This window comes from Phocaeicola massiliensis B84634 = Timone 84634 = DSM 17679 = JCM 13223, from assembly GCF_000382445.1.
GTDB lineage: Bacteria > Bacteroidota > Bacteroidia > Bacteroidales > Bacteroidaceae > Phocaeicola > Phocaeicola massiliensis.
In genome coordinates, this window is sequence record NZ_KB905475.1 from 202721 (window position 1) to 222868 (window position 20148).

Here is a 20148-nt window from a genome sequence, read left to right on the forward strand (position 1 = left end):
AAGTGCGAAAATATTTGGACTATATAGATAGAAAAACGTATCTTTGCACCGCTTTCCAAGGAAAGCACATAATGATTGGACTATGGTGTAATGGTAGCACAACAGGTTTTGGTTCTGTTTGTCCAGGTTCGAATCCTGGTAGTCCAACAAACTACTTATTAAAGATAAAAGCCCATCAAATTGCATGTTTGACGGGCTTTTGTTATTCCGGCCCTTATCACCCATACTTAGCGAGTCCGATATGACGGAGCCTGACACTATGACATATATACGTGCAGGTTCATGCGTACGTACGTGTAGTTCGATACGTATATACGTGTGGCCTGATGCCACCGTATGTGTAGCCCGATGCGTACGTACACACTTTACAAACAGGGGGATATGTCAAAACGTGGACAATGCTGTCTTTTGGTTCGTAGGGGCGAGGTTTAGTTTTTACACACTCCCATGCTGCAAAAAAGACCTTGATGTTTTCCAAAAAGATGGTGATGTTTCTTAAAAACATCACCATCTTTTTTAAAAAGCTCGGTATGTTTTTTATGTAAGGGAAGATGGAACCATCCTCACCAAGTCGGTCATTTCTCCTTTTCCGTTCATCCTTACATTTTAGCCAAAACATGCGGATAATCAGTCGGTTAAGACTGACAGGACATCCCCTCATCCTCCTTTCAGCCGTGCTTCCGAGTCCTTTCACAAGCTGCCTTCAGTAATTCCCTTGTGTACTTTCTACACCTCTTTTTAGACTACCGTAAATGAAAGCGTTATCGAAAAAGTTCAAAAGCCGGAAGAAGTTTTATGAATGAAAGGAGGCTGAAAGGGGGATGACACGATATTCCTTCACAACCGGAACCCCCATCAGCAGGGCGTTTCAGCGGTAGATGAAAGGAGGTAGGAAGAAACGGATTTTCGCCATTATGCGTTTCAAGAACTTTTTTGAAGAGGCTGAGATCTTTCTGAAAGTTTAATGCCCTAGCGCCGGAAAGATATGGTAAGCTATACTTTCGTCTGAAAGCAAGATAGAGGCACTACATTTCATATCTTTAAGGATGGGATAAGAAGCATGCTTATTGTTTATTATTATTTCGGCTTTGAAGAAATTATTTCCTTCCATTACGGTTATTGTATTCGCGCAGTTCACTATTTTCCCATGTGGATAACCATACCGGCCTGCTTCATATCCTTCGAATTCCATCTCTACAGGCATTTCTTTCTTCACTTTTGTAATGTATCGGTAGGGAATAAGCACTTCGGCATGAATGCAGCCGGTTACATCAGTTCCTGTTACGGTGGCTGTGGCCTTGATATTTTCAGGATAAGGAATAAAGAATGCCGCCAATATTAATATCAGTAGAATGACGGTGATATCGCCTATTCCGGTGCGTATGATTTCGGGTGGTACTTTGCCGATGATGTTCCTTACCTTTTCACTTCTTAGTTCTATATTATTGAAATCTGCCATAATTTTCTCCTTTTTCTAATTACCCAGTTCTAATTGGTTTTTTACAAGATTGTAATAGGCCCCCTTTTTCTCTATCAGTGAAGCATGATTACCTGTCTCCACTATACGTCCTTTATCCAACACGATAATTTGATGGGCATTTTTTACGGTGCTGAGCCGGTGGGCTACCACCACGACTGTTCTTCCCTTATAGAACTGATCCAGATTCTCGACTATGGTGCGTTCGTTCTTGGCATCCAAGGCATTGGTGGCTTCGTCCAGAAAGATATATAACGGATCTTTATAGACCGCACGGGCTATCAGTATACGTTGTTTCTGTCCCTGGCTCAATCCGATTCCGTCTCTGCCTATCATGGTGCTGAACCGCATGGGCAGACTCATGATGAATTCTTTTATATTGGCTATCTCTACGGCGCGCAGCAGTCTTTCTCCATCTATGTCTCCGTCGTCTACGGCGATGTTTCGGGCAATGGATTCGGAGAATATCACTCCGTCTTGCATTACTACCCCGCACTGTCTGCGCCACCATTTCAGGTTGAAGCTGTTCAGGTTGGCTTCTCCTATTTTTATTTCTCCGTTCATTACAGGATAATACCCCAGCAACAGTTTCAGCAAGGTGGTTTTTCCACTGCCCGAAGCACCCACTATGGCAGTCACTTTCGTTTCGGGGATGGTGAGGCTTACATCTTCTATGGTCATTTTCGGGCTGTGGGGGTCATATTTGAAGCCGACATGCTCAAAAGAAAGGTCATTGGAGATACCGGGTATTTCGTTCAATAGCCTGTGCTCATTCTCTTCATTCTTCATTTTATGAATTTCATTGATGCGTTCCAGACTGATTTTCACATCTTGCAATGAATAAAGGAAGCTCATCAATTGTTCCACCGGACTGTTCAGTTGTCCGATGATGTATTGTACTGCCAGCATCATACCCAGTGTCATTTGTCCGTGGATGACGGCGGTAGCAGCAACCACGGTTATCACTATATTTTTCACTTCGTTGATGAATATGCTTCCGGCCTCCTGTGTTTGTTGCAGCTTCAAACTTTTCATTTGCACGCCGAACAGATCCGCCTGTACATCTTCCCATTCCCATCGCCGGCGTTGCTCGCAGTCTTGCAGCTTAATCTCCTGCATGGCAGTGATGAATTGGTAGGTCTTGTTGCTGTTTTCTGCCTGTTTTTCGAATAATTCATAATCCAGAATTTTTCTTTTTCCCAGAAACAAGGCAATCCATAAAGCATAAAGAACGCTTGCCAGCAGAAAGATGCAGAAAATGGTCAGATTATAACTGAATAATACACAGCCGAACACCACGAAACTGAGCAGTGAGAACGTAACGTTCAGCATTTGGGTGGTGAGGAACTTCTCTATCCTGTTATGGTCGTTCATGCGTTGCATCAGGTCACCCATCAGTTTGGTGTCGAAGAACGACATAGGGAGTTTAAGCAATTTGATGAAAAAGTCGGAAACCAACGAAATATTGATTCGCATACTGATATGCAGCAAAATCCATCGGCGGATAAAGTCGACCGAAGCGCGACTGATGGTCAGCACCAGTTGCCCCAACAGGATGAGGTAGATAAAGTTCAGATTTTGATGGACGATGCCCACATCTACAATCGCTTGCGTGAGGAATGGAAAGATAAGTTGCAGCAGACAGCCCACTAATGCCCCCAGTATGATTTGTCCGAAGTAGCGTCGGTATTGTCTGAGGTAACCCAGCAGGAAACGGAAAGAGCGTTTGTCTTTTGTTGTTTCTTCCTGCTGCTTATAAAAGGCAGGTGTAGGCTGTAAAAACATGGCTATTCCTTTTTCCTCTCCATTAGACCGGGTACTGAGCCAATGTTCTTTAAATTCCCTGTTGTCATAGGTTACAAGTCCTTTGCCGGGATCTGCAATGTAGAATATTTTACCTTTCTTTATCCGGTAGAGTACTACAAAATGATTTTGGTTCCAATGCAGGATACAGGGCAGGGGGGCTTTGTGTAATTGTTCTGTTGTTACCCGTCCGCACGTGGTGTGCAGTCCCAGTCGGGTTGCCGCTTCGCTGATGCCCAGCAGCGACACGCCTTCGTTGGTAGCAAAGCAGTAGCGGGAAAGAGTATCTTGTGAATACTCTTTCCCATGGTATTTGCATATCATTTGCAGGCAGGCAATGCCGCACTGCATGGAATCGTGTTGGTGGTAGAAAGGAAAAAACTTAGAGTCTGTTTTTTCTGTATTTCCTGCGCCATTCCTATCTGTCTTGCTGGTAATTGTATTGATATCAGCGAACACCTGTGTTTTGAAGAAGGTCATCATTATTAATTATGACTTTTCGTTTCGCCGAGGTTTTTCCTGACCCAAATGAATAAGACAAATCAATCATTACACTGCGTGCGACGATACCAAATCGTGTTTGCCTTGAAAAATTACTATTTTGCACATGCTGTACGGCTTCACGATATTTCTCATTTCTAAAGGGGCTGTTAATATTTAATCTGATGTTCAATTTATTGTCTAACATTCGTTTCTGTACATAGCAGGAATACTTTTGGAACTTATTATATGCTATTTGCATTTCAGGTTCTTGCTGAAAAATACCCCATTGTGCTCCTATTGTCCAATCATGCTTCAAATTCCAGTCTCCGCTTAAATTTAAAGAATAGTGCGTGGCATGTTGCTTGAAATCAAGTCGCGTAGATTTCATATAGGTTTTACCTACTCTGCCGTTGATATTGAAGGACAATGCTTCTGTGGGGCTATAACTAATATAGATAAAACCTGTTATTTTATTATAGCTTCCTAAGTTGTCGTAAGTATATGCTATTGTTTTCTCATTCTGTTGGGATGGATATTTGACGATAGCATTGTCTGTGTTTGAGTAGTCCAGCCATGTGGCAAAAGTGACAGAGTTAGAGAAATAATAGTAGGATAAGTTCATTTGGTTTATTTTTTCCGAGCGGATATCGGGATTACCATATTCTACAGAGAATTCATCAACTTGCTGCTGATATGGGTTCATCTGCCAGATGGAAGCACGTTTTATCAGTGAAGAATATGATAAAGAAAGACTGGAATATTGTGATAAAGTATAGGATAGGAACAAACGGGGTATCCAGTCGAATGTGTGATAGGAGTACTCATTCTCCTTTTCATTGCTGTACTCTATTTTGTTATAAGTATTTTCTATACGAGCACCGGCACTGAAGGAAAATTGATTAAGGCGTAGCTGGTAAGATAAATAAGCAGCCCATATATTCTGTTTTTGTTTGAACTTATCTATCTCGTTCTGCGCATATTTGTTTCCCTCTATCCATGTCCCTGTTTCGGGATTCCACTCATAATATAATGGACTGGACGTGCTCCTTCTATAAATATCTTTTGCTCCTATAGAAAGAGTATGCTTATTCAGTGGAATAGTATAATCAGCTTGTACCGTGTGTTCGGTTAATCCACCTTTTGTATTGGCTTTGTGGATGTATTCATTATAACAGTCTTTATTTTCAGAGTCAGTGAAGGAGCGTTCAGTCACATTGTTTTTCTTATTATCCGGGTTGAATGCATATCGATAGGTTAATAAGAGCCGTTCTCTTTTCTTGTGTGGATATAAGTTTCTGTATGACAGATTAATCTCACGGGCACCGTCGTGTTGGTTTATTTTGTCAAATACATTCGAGTGATAATAAGGATTTGAGGGTGTTTGGTAATTATTGTTATATATTGTGTTCATGTTAATCCTTTGTAGCATGAAGTTGGCATCAGCATAGACAGAGTTCAGTGTATCTATGTTGTATTCCAATAGTCCTTTTATCAGATGATTTGTTATATTTCCGTCTGTTTCCCATTCCTGTGTGGTGACTGTTTTATCCGTTTCATTCAGAAATGTTTCTGTATAGGACGATGATGGTACGTGGTCGAGCTGTGTATTATTGAAACTGTAACCGAAAGAAGCCGATAGTTTATCTTTAGTAAAAAGAATGTTTACGCCGGCATTTTCCGCAGGATGTGTATTTCCGCCGGCATTCAGAATGATGCGGTAGTTATTAGGTTGGTTTTTCAGGGTGATGATGTTTAGAATAGAGCCACCCTCTGACATGCCATATCGCAAGTCCGGGTTGGTGATGACTTCCACCTTTTCTATGGATGAGGCCGGAATGCTTTGTAATACTTCTTTCGGATTGGAGTTGGCCAAAGTATAGGGTTTTCCATTCAGATAAATGACATAATTTGAACCTCCTTTTACGGAAAGCGTTCCATCACCGCTTACAGAGACAAGCGGCACTTTTTTCATTGCATAAAGAAGGTTTTCGGCCAAAAGAGTCTTGTCGTTCTTAAAACTGTAAGAGAAACCATTGTCGGTCAGTGATATGCGCTGCTTCTTTGCTATGACTTCCACCTCTCCCAACTGTTGTGAATCTTCTTCCAGCATAATATGATGGAGGTTAATAGGAGATGTTCCGGTCTTTATATTCTTTGTTACGGTCTTCATTCCTATACAGGATATGATTATAGCGTATTGAGAATCTTTATTTAATTCCAGTAAAAAGGTTCCGTTACGGTGTGGGACAGTTCTTGCAATGCAGGTTTGATTGGGCATTAGGAGAGCGCTGACAGAAGCGTATGGTATGGGTTCATTATTCAGGCTGTCGATAACGGAACCGGTGACTTCTATTTTCAGATTATCCACCTCTTGTGCCATGCTTATAGCCGGCCAACTGTATATGACTCCCAAAAGGAGTGTAATGAGTGTTTTTGTCATATCAATTGTTTTTTAAGTTTTGCTATTGCAAAGGTAAGTAGTTCTGTATGGAGCGTTTATAATAAAAACATAATCATTTTATAATCTTTTTGACTGGAAACAATTATCTTTGTCCTGTAGAATTGATTATAAGATGAAGAAATATTATTATATCACATTCATTGCCATAGTTGCAACAGTCTGTTTACAAGCTAAATACATTTGGGGCTTGTATAATCAGTATGTAACTGAAAATATAATCAAGATAGAGATGGAAACAGAAAAGGCAATAGAAGACGAGAAATGGATTCGAAGAGTCTTGCAGTCTATAAGCATGATACCTACTACCGAGGAATACTCATCGGAGATAAAGTTACAAAAGCCGGATACTGTTCGTTTGTCACCTCAAGATGCAGATATGATTCGTTCAACCACTGTCAAACAGATTGCTGCAGGTAAATTTGCTGCGGAAAGAATTCATGGGTTGGAGCAGGATATTTTGCAAGCAGCTGGTTTTCCTTTGAATTTAAACACTTTGGACAGCCTTTGGCGTGCGTCAGACAGCATTGTCCGTCATCCTCATCAATTCCTTCTTTATGATAAAGACACCGTAATGATTTCTTCTGTTGGAGACTTGGAAAGCCATACGCCTGATTATGTATCTCAGCTTCATCCTATTGGCACAAAAGGCTTGCAATATCTTCAGATAAAGGCAGATATTCCTATGTCTCATTTTCTAAGACATCAGCTTTGGACGCTGGCTCTTTCTGCCTGCATGATGTTGCTGGTATTGCTTTGTCTGTTTTTCCAGCTGACTGCCATTCGCCGGAAGGAAGCATTGCTTCGCAAGAGGGAGATGACCATCAATGGCACTATTCATGATTTGAAGTCTCCATTGAACAGTGTTATTACGATGATGGGGTGGTTGAAACAGACAGCACCCGACAAAGAGACCAAGGAGATGCTTGAAACGAGTAAAGCGGGTGTTAGGCGTTTGATTTCCAATATAGAAGCCTTATTAATGACCGCACGCATGGACCGTCATCAGGTGGTATTGAATAAAAGCCTGATCGATGTTCCGGAAATGGCAGAGGGAGTGAAGAAGGAGTTGTCCTGCCTCTATCCGGGCAAGTCCCATGCCATCTGCATCATCAATGAGCTTCCTGCGGGTTTGCAGGTAATGGCCGACGGTATGTATATAGAGAACGTGATTCGCAATCTGATGGAGAATGCCTTGAAATATTCGGATGCAGGAGTGAGGATAGAGGTCTCGCTCTCCATTGTGAATGAGCGGTTGCGTGTATCTGTCAAAGACAATGGTTGGGGTATCGCCCCATGCCATCAGAAGAAATTGTTCACCCAGTTCTATCGGGTCCCCCGAAGCGAAGAGCAACAGCAGAAGGGTTACGGCATAGGATTGGCGCAATCCCAATATATTATAAATGAACATGGAGGGGAGATAATGGTGAAGAGTGCCGAAGGTGAAGGAAGCACTTTTACATTCATGATTCCATGTCGTTGATTGAAAGGAGAAAAGACGGATGGAGAAGACAAAAGTTTTGTTTGTAGACGATGACATCGCATTGGGTCAAGTGGTGATTTTGGCATTAAGGGCTTCGGGCTATGCTGCGGAGTATTGCACTACGCTGGTAGGGATTCAGGGTGTGGTTCAGGAAATGCAGCCGGACATAATGGTGCTGGATGTAGAGATAGGAGAGAAGAATGGAATAGATGCCGTTGCGGAACTCAAGCTGACGGCTCCCGATACACCGGTTTTATTTGTCTCTTCACACATAGCCGGTTCGGAAGTGGCAAGGGCGCTGGATGCAGGTGGCATCGCTTATCTGCGAAAGCCTTTCGAAATGGAGGAGTTGGTGGCTTACATACGCAGGCACACGCCATGTTTTCATCCGAAAGGACTATCCATCGGAATGTTCAATCTGAGAGCCGGAGACAGTATGTTGTTCAAAGGCGAGGAACCTGTGAGAAGGCTGACTGATTTTGAATATAAACTGCTGAAATTGTTGGCACAGAACATGAATCAAACAGTAAGTCGCGAACAGATAGTGCAGGAACTGTGGGAGGGTACTTCCGGCAGCGAGCAGAGTTTGAATAACTATGTGGCGAGATTGCGGAAATATCTGTCGGAAGACGAGAGCCTGTCCTTGGAAACTGTGCCAAGAACAGGATATATGCTTTCCATTTTAGGAACTCAGCCGCGCGTTTTATGAGATTGCCTCCAATACATTGACAATCTCTACCACATACATTTTGTGAAAGCCTCCGTGTGCTTCTCCATACCATCGGTCGATAATGCTTTGGTCGATAAAGTCTTCCGGCTTAATCATATCGGCATACAGTTTCTTGCACTCAAAGGTCAGCCGGGCCTGTTCAAAAGTAATACTTCCATTTTCGGTGAATAAGGGCTGAAGTCCTGTTGCTTTCACTTTATCTATGTCTCGCCCTGACTTAGAACCGCAAATTTTATGAACATCCTTATGCTCTTCGCCCAAGAAAGAGAGAGTGAGATAATCATTCTGCTCTATGAAATCGAACGTGTAGCGTTCGGGGCGGATAAAAATGAAGGCTACCGGCTTGTTCCATAAGAATCCGATGCCGCCCCAGTTGGCAGTCATTGTATTGAATTTATCTTTTGTACCGGCGGTTACCAGCATCCATTCTTTGCTGATTGTCTCAAACATGTTGTCTTTCAGCTCTTTTACTTCTATCTTTTTCATTGTCTTTATTTGTTTATGTGCACAAAGATATAAACAATAAAATGACTATGCGGTTAATATTTTGGTATTTATTGGGTATATATTGTTTATTGTAGTCTGGCATTCAAGTATCAGGTTACTCCGTGGAAAGTATGGCGGTTGGCTCATGGCAAGATGCCGGCACGCTCAATGAAAGAAGCAAAGATGCTCCGAAAATTGAAAGAAGCAAAGATTATTGTAGATATTGTGTAGCTGCGGAAAGGATAAATAGTGTAAAACTTTTCCTTTCACTTTTTTAAAATCAAAAGTCGATTTGCTATCTTTGTCCGACATTTAAGAATTTTAAAAAGAAAGGATACAACAGTGGCAAACGATGTGGTTTTAACCCCGATGATGAAGCAGTTTTTTGAGTTGAAGGCAAAGCATCCCGATGCGATTATGCTTTTCAGGTGTGGAGATTTCTATGAAACCTATTCCGAAGATGCTGTTGTTGCTTCTGAAATACTGGGAATTACACTGACCAAGCGTGCCAACGGACAAGGTAAGAGTGTGGAAATGGCGGGCTTCCCGCATCACGCTTTGGATACTTATTTGCCGAAACTGATACGTGCCGGTAAGCGTGTGGCCATTTGCGACCAGTTGGAAGACCCGAAGCTGACAAAGAAGCTGGTGAAGAGGGGTATTACCGAATTGGTGACTCCGGGGGTTGCCATCAATGACAATGTGCTTTCGTATAAAGAAAATAACTTTTTGGCGGCAGTTCATTTCGGCAAGTCTGCGTGTGGTGTTGCTTTTTTGGATATTTCTACAGGTGAGTTTCTAACGGCGGAAGGACCGTTTGACTATGTGGATAAGCTGTTGAATAACTTTGCTCCCAAAGAAATTTTGTTTGAACGTGGAAAGCGGGGAATGTTCGAAGGTAACTTCGGCAATAAGTTCTTTACGTTTGAGCTGGAAGACTGGGTGTTTACCGAGACTTCTTCCCGCGAGAAGCTGCTGAAACATTTTGAAACGAAGAATTTGAAAGGCTTTGGTGTGGAGCATCTTAAGAACGGCATCATCGCTTCGGGTGCCATTCTGCAATATCTGGACATGACGCAACATTATCAAATCGGCCATATCACTTCGCTTTCGCGTATTGAGGAAGACCGCTATGTGCGCTTGGATAAATTCACTGTCCGAAGTCTGGAATTGCTGGGCAGTATGAATGATGGTGGTACGAGCCTGCTGGATGTTATCGACAAAACCATCAGTCCGATGGGAGCACGTCTGCTGAAACGCTGGGTGGTGTTTCCATTGAAGGATGAGAAGCCTATCAATGAACGTTTGGATGTGGTGGAGTATTTCTTCCGCGAACCGGATTTTAAAGAGTTCATAGAAGAGAAAATGCATCTCATCGGTGATTTGGAACGCATCGTGTCCAAGGCTGCCGTGGGACGTATCTCTCCGCGTGAGGTGGTTCAGCTGAAGGTGGCGCTGCAAGCCATCGAGCCTATCAGGAATGCTTGCCTGAATGCCGATAATGACAGTTTGCGGCGTATTGGTGAACAACTCAATCTCTGTCTTAATATACGCGAGAAAATAGCCAAACAGATAAAGAATGATCCTCCGTTGCTGGTGAACAAGGGAGGTGTGATAGCCGATGGAGTCAGTGAAGAGCTGGACGAGTTGCGCCGCATTGCTTTCTCGGGGAAGGATTATTTGTTGCAGTTGCAGCAGCGTGAGAGTGACCAGACCGGCATCCCCAGCTTGAAGATTGCCTATAACAATGTATTCGGTTATTATATAGAGGTGCGTAATGCACATAAGGACAAAGTGCCTGCCGAGTGGATTCGCAAACAGACGTTGGTGAATGCAGAGCGTTATATCACACAGGAGCTGAAGGAATACGAAGAAAAGATTCTGGGTGCGGAAGATAAGATTATGGCACTCGAAACCAAGCTTTATAATGATTTGGTTCTTTCCCTTGCCGAATATATCCCTGCCATTCAGATAAATGCCAATCAGATAGCCCGTCTGGACTGTCTGCTTGCTTTTGCCAATGTTGCCGAAGCGAATAAGTACATCCGTCCGATAGTAGAGGACAGTGATGTGCTGGATATTAAGCAGGGACGCCATCCGGTGATAGAGAAACAGCTTCCGGTGGGAGAGAAGTACATTGCCAATGATGTGTATCTGGATACCGACAGTCAGCAGATTATCATTATCACGGGACCTAATATGGCAGGTAAATCGGCTTTACTTCGCCAGACGGCATTGATTACGCTGTTGGCGCAAATCGGGTGTTTTGTTCCTGCAGAGAGTGCCCGTATCGGTATGGTGGATAAGATATTCACCCGTGTGGGTGCCAGCGATAATATATCGGTGGGAGAGTCTACCTTTATGGTAGAAATGAATGAGGCAGCAGATATCCTGAACAACCTTTCTCCACGCAGTCTGGTGCTGTTTGACGAGTTGGGTCGGGGGACTTCCACTTACGATGGCATCTCTATTGCATGGGCGATTGTGGAGCACATCCATGAACATCCGCGTGCAAAGGCGCGTACGCTTTTTGCTACTCACTATCATGAGCTGAATGAAATGGAGAAATCCTTCAAACGCATTAAAAACTACAATGTATCGGTGAAGGAGGTCGATAATAAAGTCATCTTTCTGCGTAAGTTGGAGAGGGGAGGCAGTGAGCACTCTTTTGGTATCCATGTGGCGAAAATGGCCGGTATGCCGAAGAGTATCGTGAAACGTGCAAACGATATCCTACACCAATTGGAGACGGACAACCGTCAGCAGGGAATTGCCAAACCGACGGCGGAGATAGCTTCCGGCCGAGATGGGATGCAGCTTAGTTTCTTCCAACTGGACGACCCCGTACTGTGTCAGGTACGTGATGAGATTCTGAATTTGGATGTCAATAATCTGACTCCTCTTGAAGCTTTGAATAAACTGAATGATATCAAGAAAATAGTCGGAGGTGTGTCAAAGCGTTGATGATGCTGTCAAATCGTCAACGGTATATACTTTTGATACAACCTTTTTTTAAACCTCAATGCTTATGAAAAATTTTTTTATTCTATGCTGTCTGTGGATAGCATGTTGCGCGATTTCTGCACAAGAACCGTGTCCCCAAGTAATTCCCGCTCTTCAGCAATGGAAAGGTGGCAGTGGCAAACTGGCTCTTCCTGCCGAAGGTAATATTGTCGTCAACCCTGCTGATGAGGCTGTGCTTTTGTCTACCGCCGAGATATTGGCAGATGACTTGAGCTTGATGATGGGGTGGAACTATTCCGTGAAAATCGGCAAACCGGGCAAAAATGATATTTATATGGCTTTGATGAAGCCGGACAAGGAGTTGGGTGATGAAGGCTATAAACTGTCGGTGAACCGGTATGCCGGGATTGAAGCGCCCACCCGAAAGGGAGTGTTCTGGGGAACCCGTACGCTGCTACAGATGCTTTATAAGCAGCAGGGAAAGATTTCGAAAGGAACGGCACGCGACTTCCCTTTATTTCCTAACCGTGGTTTTATGATTGATGCCGGCCGCAAGTTCTTTACATTGGACTATTTGAAGCAATATGTGAAGATACTTTCTTTCTATAAGATGAATGAGTTCCAGATTCATCTGAACGATAACGGCTTTCCTCAGTTCTTTGACAATGACTGGAACAAGACTTATGCTGCATTCCGTCTTGAAAGTGAACGTTTTCCCGGTCTGACCGCAAAAGACGGCTCGTATACCAAGAAAGAGTTTACCGATTTGCAACGGCTGGGTATGGAATATGGGGTGAATGTGATTCCTGAAATAGACATTCCTGCCCATTCATTGGCGTTCACTCACTATAACCCCGAAATAGGCAGCAAAGAGTATGGTATGGACCATTTGGATTTGTATAAGGAGGAAACCTATCATTTTGTAGATTCGTTGCTGGACGAGTATATCGGAGGAGAGAATCCCGTGTTTATAGGCCCTGATGTGCATATCGGTACGGATGAATACAATAAGAAAGAAGCCGAGCAGTATCGTTATTTCACTGACCGCTACTTGAAGTACATTGAGAAGTATGGTAAGACTCCGCGTATGTGGGGAGGCTTGAAATGGCTTCCCGGAAAGACTCCTGTAAAGGCAGAGGGAGTAACGGTAAATGCGTGGTCGTATGACTGGGTAGATCCGGAAGTATCTTTAAAAGATGGATATAAGCTTATCAATACTTGCGATACCTATCTGTATATTGTGCCCGGTGCGGGCTACTATCGCGAGTTTTTGGACCATCAATGGCTGTATGAGACATGGACTCCCTGGATGATAAACCGCAAGCAGACACTTCCCGAAGGCACTCCGGGGGTATTGGGCGGAATGTTTGCCGTATGGAATGACCAGTGTGGCAACGGTATTTCGCAACAGGATGTGCATATCCGTACGTTTCCGGCCGTTCAGGTGCTGACCGAAAGACTGTGGAAGGGAGACAACAAACAAGTGCCTTATAAAGCATTTGAGGCTCTTTGCAAAGAGATGCCCGAAGCGCCGGGCATTAACCTGTCGGGTAAAATTTCTCCCAATAAAGATGTCGCCCTGACGGTTCCCGGCAAGGAACTGCTCTTTACCGGTAAGGATACGGTTCAGACAGCTTTGCAGGAAGTGGGTTATCCCTATACGGTGGAATTCAAAATCTGTCCGGACGAAAAGACGAATATCAGCGGTGTGCTGTTTAAAGGCGCTCATGCCACGGTATATACAAACTGGGAGAATACGGGGCGGATTGCCTTCTCTCGCGACGGTTACACATTTGTGTTTAATTCTTATCGTCTTCCGGCCGGCAGATGGTCTTCCATCCGCATCGAAGGAGATTATAAGGGTACTTCCCTGTATGTGGACGGTAAATTGCAGGAGCGCCTGGAAGGCAGAACCATGCGGGTTTATAATCCCAAATATAAGTCGATGGATGAGATGCGCTATCAAGAAACCTTGGTCTTTCCTTTGCAGCAGATAGGAGATACGCTGAATGGATTTCAGGGGAAACTGAAAGATGTAAGTTGCAGGCAGGGAGAAATGTAATGTTTTTATGATCGTTATGACTGAGTATGAGAACACGATTTAAATTATATTTATGCGGTATATTATTCCTTTTATGCTGTTGTGATGAATATAAGAAAGATTCAATATGTTTGCAAGACATAGAGGTTGAACAGTTATCTTTCAAATTATATCCCACTGACAGTTTATTAATATATCCTCTTAGCATAAATGTTTGGCAGAACTACCTGATTATAATGGAGCCCAAATTGAAGGACTCCATTTATTCCATTTGGGACCGTGATGATTTTGCTCATTTGTTTTCATGTGGCAGGAAAGGGAATGGCCCTAATGAGTTAATAAATCCGCGATGTGATTATTACGCTTCTACCGATAGCAGCTTCTTTATCTTGGACTCTGATATAGAGCGAGAAGTTTGCTTTGAGGATAAAACGCTGGTAATAAAAAGGAATAATGATATCACTCTTCCTGATGCTATCAATCAATTAGTAAGATTGGAGGATGATTACTACATATTGGCAGGTTTGACAAACGGAAGCACCGGTGAACATATTATATATAAGAATGGCGGATATAGTTCTTTTGGAGAATTTCCCCGGAAATCAGAGAATGAAGAGAGGCGATTCTTTACTAATTATAAACTGACAGCCGGAGATGTTGCCCATGATTGTATATGTGATTTCTATCTTCATCAGAATTTGATACGCATTTATGACATAAAGGGTAATTTGTTGAAACATATACAGGTAATAGACAATGCTTGTGTTCCTTCGACTTCTGTTGAACTAAGGCCGGTGTTTCATGAATTAAAGTTTAATTCCAAATATATTGCCGTTTTGTATAATAACAAATATAGTACAGAAGAAATCTATTCGGACGAGAAGCTTATCCAGGAATTGCAACTTTGGAACTGGAAAGGCGAATTGAAGAAGCGCATCTGTTTTGATTTCCCTTTTGACATCTATGCTATATCGGAAGATGATATTCTTTATGCTGTTAATTCCGGCCGACCCGACTATATTTATACTTATGACCTTAAATGAAACCTGAGTGTTAGCAGACATGCACCCACACATACTGACGCACAGCCCTACACGTACGCATATATAGGCTTACACGTATTTACGTGCGAGCCCTTGTGTACGTACGTGTAAAACTGGCTCACCGGCAAAAATAAGAGGACAATTCTATGTTTTAAGGCTATGCCAAAGTCAAGGGAACAAAAAAACGTTTGTCAGGAGGGGGAGGAAACTAATCAAATCTTGTCCGAAAAGTGTCCCCATGTAATTTCTACTGCGCCAGAATCTTTCAATGCTAAAATCAAACTGTTCAGAGCTAAAGAAGTTCTTTCTTTTCCGCATTGCTAAGCTGTATGGTTGTTCCCACTAAAAATCTACTAACCCGGAATATCTTTGGAGCGTAAACACTGGCTGCTGTCTGTTGACTGCAAATGAAACATGCTTTGAATCACGAAGGACATGGACTGAGCTTGTCCGCCGGTGTCGGTTATAAATTTTAATGCAATGAATCGATAGTGCTTTCAGGGAATGAATAAAAACTAAACTAACAATCCGTCAAAATGAGAATGCCGATGCGGACGAGAAGCGCATCGGCATTTTGACTGGTTATTGCTCGCGTCATGGACAGGGCCCCGTAATTCCTTTCCGATAGAAGAATTTAACCTTTCCATCCGCTTGCTATTCAAAAAAAAGAAGTACATTTGTTTCATCATCAAACCATAAGCATTATGACCATCATTGCCAACCCTATTTACGACGCTGTTTTCAAATTCCTGATGGAAGACAAGAAAGTGGCCAAGATACTGCTCTCCGCATTGCTGAAAAAGGAGATCATAGACCTGGAGATGCGCCGCCACGAGTATACATCCATGGAGCAGACACGCATCTCGCTCTTCCGCATCGACTTCTCGGCAAAGATTCGCGAGCACGACGGTTCGGAACACCTTGTCCTTATCGAGCTGCAAAAGACCTGGCTGATTACGGAGACCTTGCGCTTCCGCCAGTACCTGGGTACGCAGTACCTCAACAAGGAGAACATCATCGAAGAGAAGAACGAGCACGGACAAAAACGGACCTATGGGTTGCCCATCATTTCCATCTACATCCTGGGGCATCCCCTGGGCGACCTCACCGAGCCGGTGGTCTATGTGCGCCGCAGCTATCTGGACTATGATGACCATCCGCTCCCTGCTCCCGACCCTTTCATCGAGAGTCTGACGCATGACAGCATCATCGTACAGATCCCGTTCCTCACCGGACGCACCCGCAACCGCCTGGAACGTCTGCTGAGCGTGTTCGACCAGGAATACCGGCAGCCCGACAGCGAGCATTATCTGGAAATAAACGATGAGCACATGGACGAGGAAGTGAAGTATGTGGTGCACCGCCTGCTGAAGGCCGCTGCCGCACCCGCCGTTCGCCGTGCCATGGAGATAGAGGACGAGATTCTTTCGGAAATAGAGGACAGGGATACGACAATAATGCTCAAGAATAAGGTGATAGAGGAAAAAGAACAGGTCATTGAGCAGAAAGAACAGGTCATTGAGCAGAAAGAGCAGGTCATTGAGGAAAAAGAGCAGGTCATTGAGGAAAAAGAGCAGGTCATTGAGGAAAAAGAGCAGGTCATTGAACAGAAAGAGCAGATGATTCGTTCCATGGTTAAGATGCTCTGTAACAATGGAGCATCAATGGACGAGATATCCGGACAATTAGGAATACCTATGGAACAAATCAAACAATATATCGATTCATGATACCACTGTGACGCTCCGGAAAAGATACGGACATATTTTTACAGCCCATAAAAGCTATCTTTGTTTTCGTGTGCCTTGATATCAATGTTTGCTTTATAAATATTGCAGAGAGAATTATATTTCTTCGCACACCCTCATTTCCATTCCTTTATACACCACAACAATCTTGTGTAGCTGCGTGCTGCCCACGGCATTTTGCACCGTATCGGTATCTGCATACCGATTGGCTTGGGCAATACCCTCTTTCCGAAGTTCCTCCACACGGTCTTCGGGATCTTTGTACTTGGCATACTTCAATTCGATGATGTAGCTGTGTTGCATATCAGGATAGATATCCAGCAAAGGACACAGGAAAATGTCAGCATATCCGGCTTGAGTGTCGGCCTCGGAGATGGGACGGTAGAAGCGGTTTTGAGCTGTCATGGCAAGAGTGAAACCATGTACGAAAAACTCGCCTTTCTGCTTGTCGCGTTGCGAGGCATAACGCTTCAGACAGTCCGCTATATAGCCGAAGTAAGATTGCCATGCCCCGTCGTAGGCTAAAGCCGAAGCAAGCTCGTCTTTCTCATGGTTGCTGAAACTGAGGTCGGCTTCATTGTACGTGTTCAGCAGATAGGTGTAGAGCTGCTCCTGCACCACTTGGTTGGGAATAGTAAGTTTGGTCTTTCCCTTATACATTCCGCTGATAGTAAGCATACCGAAATAATAGAGCAGGCTCACGAAATTGTCGGAATCCACAATGTTGGCAGCCGGAAAGCTTTCTTTTAACTCGCCGGTAATGTAACCTTGGCTCACTAAGGTCTGTATGGCGGAGGCATCGTGCGCAAACTCTTTGTCCTTGCGGATGAGCATACGCAATTTTTCGTAATCGATACGAATATTGCTCTCTATCATATTTCTGGGTACTCTGCCATTATTGTCTATATAGTTTTTGACAAAATAAAGCACCATATTGGAATTGTATAGCGTAGTTTCTCCATAGCACTCCTGTGCAAAGCAGTAGCTGTCATACCATGGTTTCATCAGCCCTATCAACTCATCGATGGTATGATTGAAAGAGGTTTTGGTAGAATAATAAGCCAGCATTTCGCGTACCTCGGCTTCGGTGAACCCCATCATTTGGTTAAATTTCGATGAGAGAGAGTAGTTGGTACCGATGTTGAAGCCACTGGTCAGGTCGTCCATCGTCACGGGGCTTACACCGGTGATAAAGCAACGCTTGATACTGGAATAAGTCCCGGCTTTCACCTTGTTAAAAAAAGCGCGCAGATAACCTTCTTTGTGCGTCTCTTCGGTATATCGGCGCAGGCTGTCGGCATCGGAGAGGATGGCATTTGTGAAGTGGTCATACTCATCAATGAAGAGATATATCTTTTGGCCTGCACGTTCGCATTCATGATAGAGAACGTCCAACTGCTCAACGGCTCCCTCTTTTTTATCTAACTTTTCCCGGATGCCCTGCGGCAGATACTCTGCATAAATATCACAAAAGTAATTGAAACAGGTATTGCAATGTGCATCCAGTCCGCTGCGGTAATTGTGCAATTCGCCATTAATACCGGAAAAGTTGAGATACAGCACCAGGTAACTATTGCGGTCATCTGTAGGATGCTTCCCTATGTAGAGGTCGCCAAACAGGGCGTCAAACTTGTCACGGGTACGCACATCATAATAGTGTTGCAGCATATTCAGTGTCAGACTCTTGCCGAAACGACGTGGACGGATAAAGAAGAAATACCGGTCCGAACGTTCTATTAAAGGGATAAACGAAGTCTTGTCCACGTAATAATAATTGTCAAGACGAATATCTTCGAAATTCATCATGCCGTATGGCAACAACTTCATATCTGATGATACATATTCCATAATTCAGTTTATTTATGAGTCCACTTTGAACTAGTGTAAACAAAGATACGCTCTTTCCGCTGCTTTTACAAATAAACGTTCGTACTTTTTAGCCTCTATTCACTGAGCCAGCTCTTTCAGTATCATTTCTATTTTTTGAAAGAGTTGCCCTATGTGCGCTCCGTCTACAAAAGCATGGCTTACGGTGAAAGCAATGGGCATAACCAATCTTCCTTCGCGTGGCACTACTTTGCCGGCATTCATCAGCGGATAGTCCAGTGGATGGTCGGGAGCCATCTGCGTGTAGGTGAGCGAAGTGAAATAAAGCTGAGGCGTGGCGCTCAGTTGGATGATGTCAAAATCACCTTGCTCTGCAATCACTTTTTCGGCTCCATACGGGTCGCCGTCTTCGGGAATATGATGGACGATGTGGTATGCTTCGGCATAAAAACGCTCAAAATCCTCGTGGTAAGGGATGCGCACGGTGTAGAAAGTCTTGCCGGGGACGGCGATGGGTGAGATGATGTCCACTTGGTCATGATAGACTACTTGTCCGTTTTTGTCCGTGCGGAAACGGAATTCCTTCACCTCGTTGGCGGCCCGGAGTATGGCATAGAGATAATACAGGAAAAAAGAACGTCCGGAGGCTTTTGCCGCAGCAAGGGCCTCGCCGCACTCTACTTCGCTGGTAATGGATATCCATGAGTTGTGGAAAGTGCGGAAGAAATTGTAGTTGTCCCGACGTTCCCAGGTGTCAATGTCTATGATATGTTTCATTTGTTTTTAGCCGGCTTGAAAGAGTGATACATAAAATGTGCTCCGATAAGGATAAACGGAATGCTGAGCCATTGCCCCATATTGAGCATCATGCTGTCTTCGTATGCCTCTTGGCTGGCTTTGATGAACTCTACAAAGAAGCGGAAAACGAAGATGGTGGTGAGGCAGTAGCCGAAATAGAACCCCGGAAGGAGGGAGGTTTTGTATTTCTTGTATAAAGACAGTCCTATGACGAAGATGATGAGATAGGCTATGGCTTCATAGAGTTGTGCCGGATGGCGCGGTTCCATTCCTTCGCGGGGGAAAATGAACGCCCAGGGCACATTACTCAGTTTGCCGACTATCTCGCCATTCATCAAGTTGCCCAAACGGATAAAACAGGCGGCGATAGGGGTGGCAATGGCAATGTTGTCGAGTACCGAAAGGTAGTTTAATTTCATTTTGCGGGCATAAAACCAAAGGGAAAGTAGCAATCCGATGGTTCCTCCGTGGCTCGCTAAACCTTGATAGCCTGTCCATTTGATGCCTCCGTCTGTAAACTTGACGGGAAGAATCATTTCGAGAGGGTGGGAAAGCCAATAGCTCGGTTCATAAAACAGGCAATGCCCCAACCGTGCGCCTACAACGATACCCAGCAGGCAGTAAATAAAGAGGGAGTCAAATTTCTCATACGGAATCTTTTGGTCTTTATACAGTTTGGAGATGACCCAATAGGCCAGAATCAACCCTGTGACAAACAGGATGGAGTAGTAACGGATGGTGATGCCGAAGATGGAGAAAGCTTCTATCTCGGGATTCCACACGATATGGAGTAATTGATGCATAATC

At 43.8% G+C, this 20148-nt stretch carries 13 protein-coding genes and 1 tRNA gene; 7 read left to right on the plus strand and 7 right to left on the minus strand.

What is annotated here, in order from left to right; all coding sequences use genetic code 11:
• Positions 1–76 precede the first annotated feature (76 nt).
• Positions 77–147, plus strand: a tRNA-Gln gene (locus tag HMPREF1534_RS00870).
• 814 nt (positions 148–961) lie between these two features.
• On the opposite strand, the gene HMPREF1534_RS00865 is transcribed toward HMPREF1534_RS00870, so the two are convergent.
• The 3 genes from HMPREF1534_RS00865 to HMPREF1534_RS00855 all read right to left on the minus strand — a co-directional run bounded on the left by HMPREF1534_RS00865 (position 962) and on the right by HMPREF1534_RS00855 (position 6203).
• On the minus strand, positions 962–1459 hold the full coding sequence (locus HMPREF1534_RS00865; RefSeq protein WP_005945217.1) for an HlyD family secretion protein: 498 nt from the start codon (positions 1457–1459) through the stop codon (positions 962–964).
• A gap of 15 nt (positions 1460–1474) precedes the next feature.
• Complete coding sequence (locus HMPREF1534_RS00860) at positions 1475–3631, minus strand: peptidase domain-containing ABC transporter (protein ID WP_026231427.1); 2157 nt, start codon at positions 3629–3631, stop codon at positions 1475–1477.
• 97 nt (positions 3632–3728) lie between these two features.
• Positions 3729–6203, minus strand: coding sequence for an outer membrane beta-barrel family protein (locus HMPREF1534_RS00855; protein WP_005945224.1), 2475 nt, complete (start codon positions 6201–6203; stop codon positions 3729–3731).
• 133 nt (positions 6204–6336) lie between these two features.
• Between HMPREF1534_RS00855 and HMPREF1534_RS00850 the strand changes: the two genes are divergently transcribed.
• Positions 6337–7704: a sensor histidine kinase gene (locus HMPREF1534_RS00850; RefSeq protein ID WP_005945227.1), complete on the plus strand. Its 1368-nt coding sequence runs from the start codon at positions 6337–6339 to the stop codon at positions 7702–7704.
• Between the two features lie 19 nt (positions 7705–7723).
• Positions 7724–8413: a response regulator transcription factor gene (locus HMPREF1534_RS00845; RefSeq protein WP_005945230.1), complete on the plus strand. Its 690-nt coding sequence runs from the start codon at positions 7724–7726 to the stop codon at positions 8411–8413.
• Here HMPREF1534_RS00845 and HMPREF1534_RS00840 read toward each other — a convergent pair.
• Positions 8408–8920 carry a flavin reductase family protein gene (locus tag HMPREF1534_RS00840; protein ID WP_005945232.1) on the minus strand — a complete coding sequence of 171 codons (513 nt, stop codon included), beginning with the start codon at positions 8918–8920 and terminating at the stop codon, positions 8408–8410. The genes HMPREF1534_RS00845 and HMPREF1534_RS00840 overlap by 6 nt on opposite strands.
• 342 nt (positions 8921–9262) lie before the next feature.
• On the opposite strand from HMPREF1534_RS00840, the gene mutS reads away from it, so the two are divergent.
• The 4 genes from mutS (at position 9263) to HMPREF1534_RS00820 (ending at position 16698) form a co-directional block, all read left to right on the plus strand.
• Positions 9263–11884, plus strand: a complete 2622-nt coding sequence (mutS, locus tag HMPREF1534_RS00835) for a DNA mismatch repair protein MutS (RefSeq protein ID WP_005945235.1) — start codon at positions 9263–9265, stop codon at positions 11882–11884.
• 64 nt (positions 11885–11948) lie between these two features.
• Positions 11949–13946 carry a family 20 glycosylhydrolase gene (locus HMPREF1534_RS00830; protein WP_005945238.1) on the plus strand — a complete coding sequence of 666 codons (1998 nt, stop codon included), beginning with the start codon at positions 11949–11951 and terminating at the stop codon, positions 13944–13946.
• Between the two features lie 26 nt (positions 13947–13972).
• On the plus strand, positions 13973–14968 hold the full coding sequence (locus HMPREF1534_RS00825) for a BF3164 family lipoprotein (RefSeq protein WP_128081316.1): 996 nt from the start codon (positions 13973–13975) through the stop codon (positions 14966–14968).
• A gap of 704 nt (positions 14969–15672) precedes the next feature.
• Positions 15673–16698, plus strand: coding sequence for a hypothetical protein (locus HMPREF1534_RS00820; protein WP_005945244.1), 1026 nt, complete (start codon positions 15673–15675; stop codon positions 16696–16698).
• Between the two features lie 114 nt (positions 16699–16812).
• On the opposite strand, the gene HMPREF1534_RS00815 is transcribed toward HMPREF1534_RS00820, so the two are convergent.
• The 3 genes from HMPREF1534_RS00815 to lgt form a co-directional block, all read right to left on the minus strand.
• Positions 16813–18564 carry an ATP-binding protein gene (locus HMPREF1534_RS00815; RefSeq protein ID WP_005945247.1) on the minus strand — a complete coding sequence of 584 codons (1752 nt, stop codon included), beginning with the start codon at positions 18562–18564 and terminating at the stop codon, positions 16813–16815.
• Between the two features lie 99 nt (positions 18565–18663).
• Entirely contained in the window at positions 18664–19320 is a 657-nt protein-coding gene (locus HMPREF1534_RS00810) for a chloramphenicol acetyltransferase (protein ID WP_005945249.1), read from the minus strand.
• Positions 19317–20147 (minus strand): prolipoprotein diacylglyceryl transferase, encoded by an 831-nt coding sequence (lgt, locus tag HMPREF1534_RS00805; RefSeq protein ID WP_178255045.1) that lies wholly within the window; start codon positions 20145–20147, stop codon positions 19317–19319. The genes HMPREF1534_RS00810 and lgt overlap by 4 nt, the downstream gene beginning before the upstream one ends.
• Position 20148 lies beyond the last annotated feature (1 nt).

What these genes read in the sequence shown, in the direction of transcription:
- HMPREF1534_RS00865 (WP_005945217.1), bottom strand. Translation starts at nt 1,459, where the DNA reads ATGGCAGATTTCAATAATATAGAACTAAGAAGTGAAAAGGTAAGGAAC.
- HMPREF1534_RS00860 (WP_026231427.1), bottom strand. Translation starts at nt 3,631, where the DNA reads ATGCAGTGCGGCATTGCCTGCCTGCAAATGATATGCAAATACCATGGG.
- HMPREF1534_RS00855 (WP_005945224.1), bottom strand. Translation starts at nt 6,203, where the DNA reads ATGACAAAAACACTCATTACACTCCTTTTGGGAGTCATATACAGTTGG.
- HMPREF1534_RS00850 (WP_005945227.1), top strand. Translation starts at nt 6,337, where the DNA reads ATGAAGAAATATTATTATATCACATTCATTGCCATAGTTGCAACAGTC.
- HMPREF1534_RS00845 (WP_005945230.1), top strand. Translation starts at nt 7,724, where the DNA reads ATGGAGAAGACAAAAGTTTTGTTTGTAGACGATGACATCGCATTGGGT.
- HMPREF1534_RS00840 (WP_005945232.1), bottom strand. Translation starts at nt 8,920, where the DNA reads ATGAAAAAGATAGAAGTAAAAGAGCTGAAAGACAACATGTTTGAGACA.
- HMPREF1534_RS00830 (WP_005945238.1), top strand. Translation starts at nt 11,949, where the DNA reads ATGAAAAATTTTTTTATTCTATGCTGTCTGTGGATAGCATGTTGCGCG.
- HMPREF1534_RS00825 (WP_128081316.1), top strand. Translation starts at nt 13,973, where the DNA reads ATGAGAACACGATTTAAATTATATTTATGCGGTATATTATTCCTTTTA.
- HMPREF1534_RS00820 (WP_005945244.1), top strand. Translation starts at nt 15,673, where the DNA reads ATGACCATCATTGCCAACCCTATTTACGACGCTGTTTTCAAATTCCTG.
- HMPREF1534_RS00815 (WP_005945247.1), bottom strand. Translation starts at nt 18,564, where the DNA reads ATGGAATATGTATCATCAGATATGAAGTTGTTGCCATACGGCATGATG.
- HMPREF1534_RS00810 (WP_005945249.1), bottom strand. Translation starts at nt 19,320, where the DNA reads ATGAAACATATCATAGACATTGACACCTGGGAACGTCGGGACAACTAC.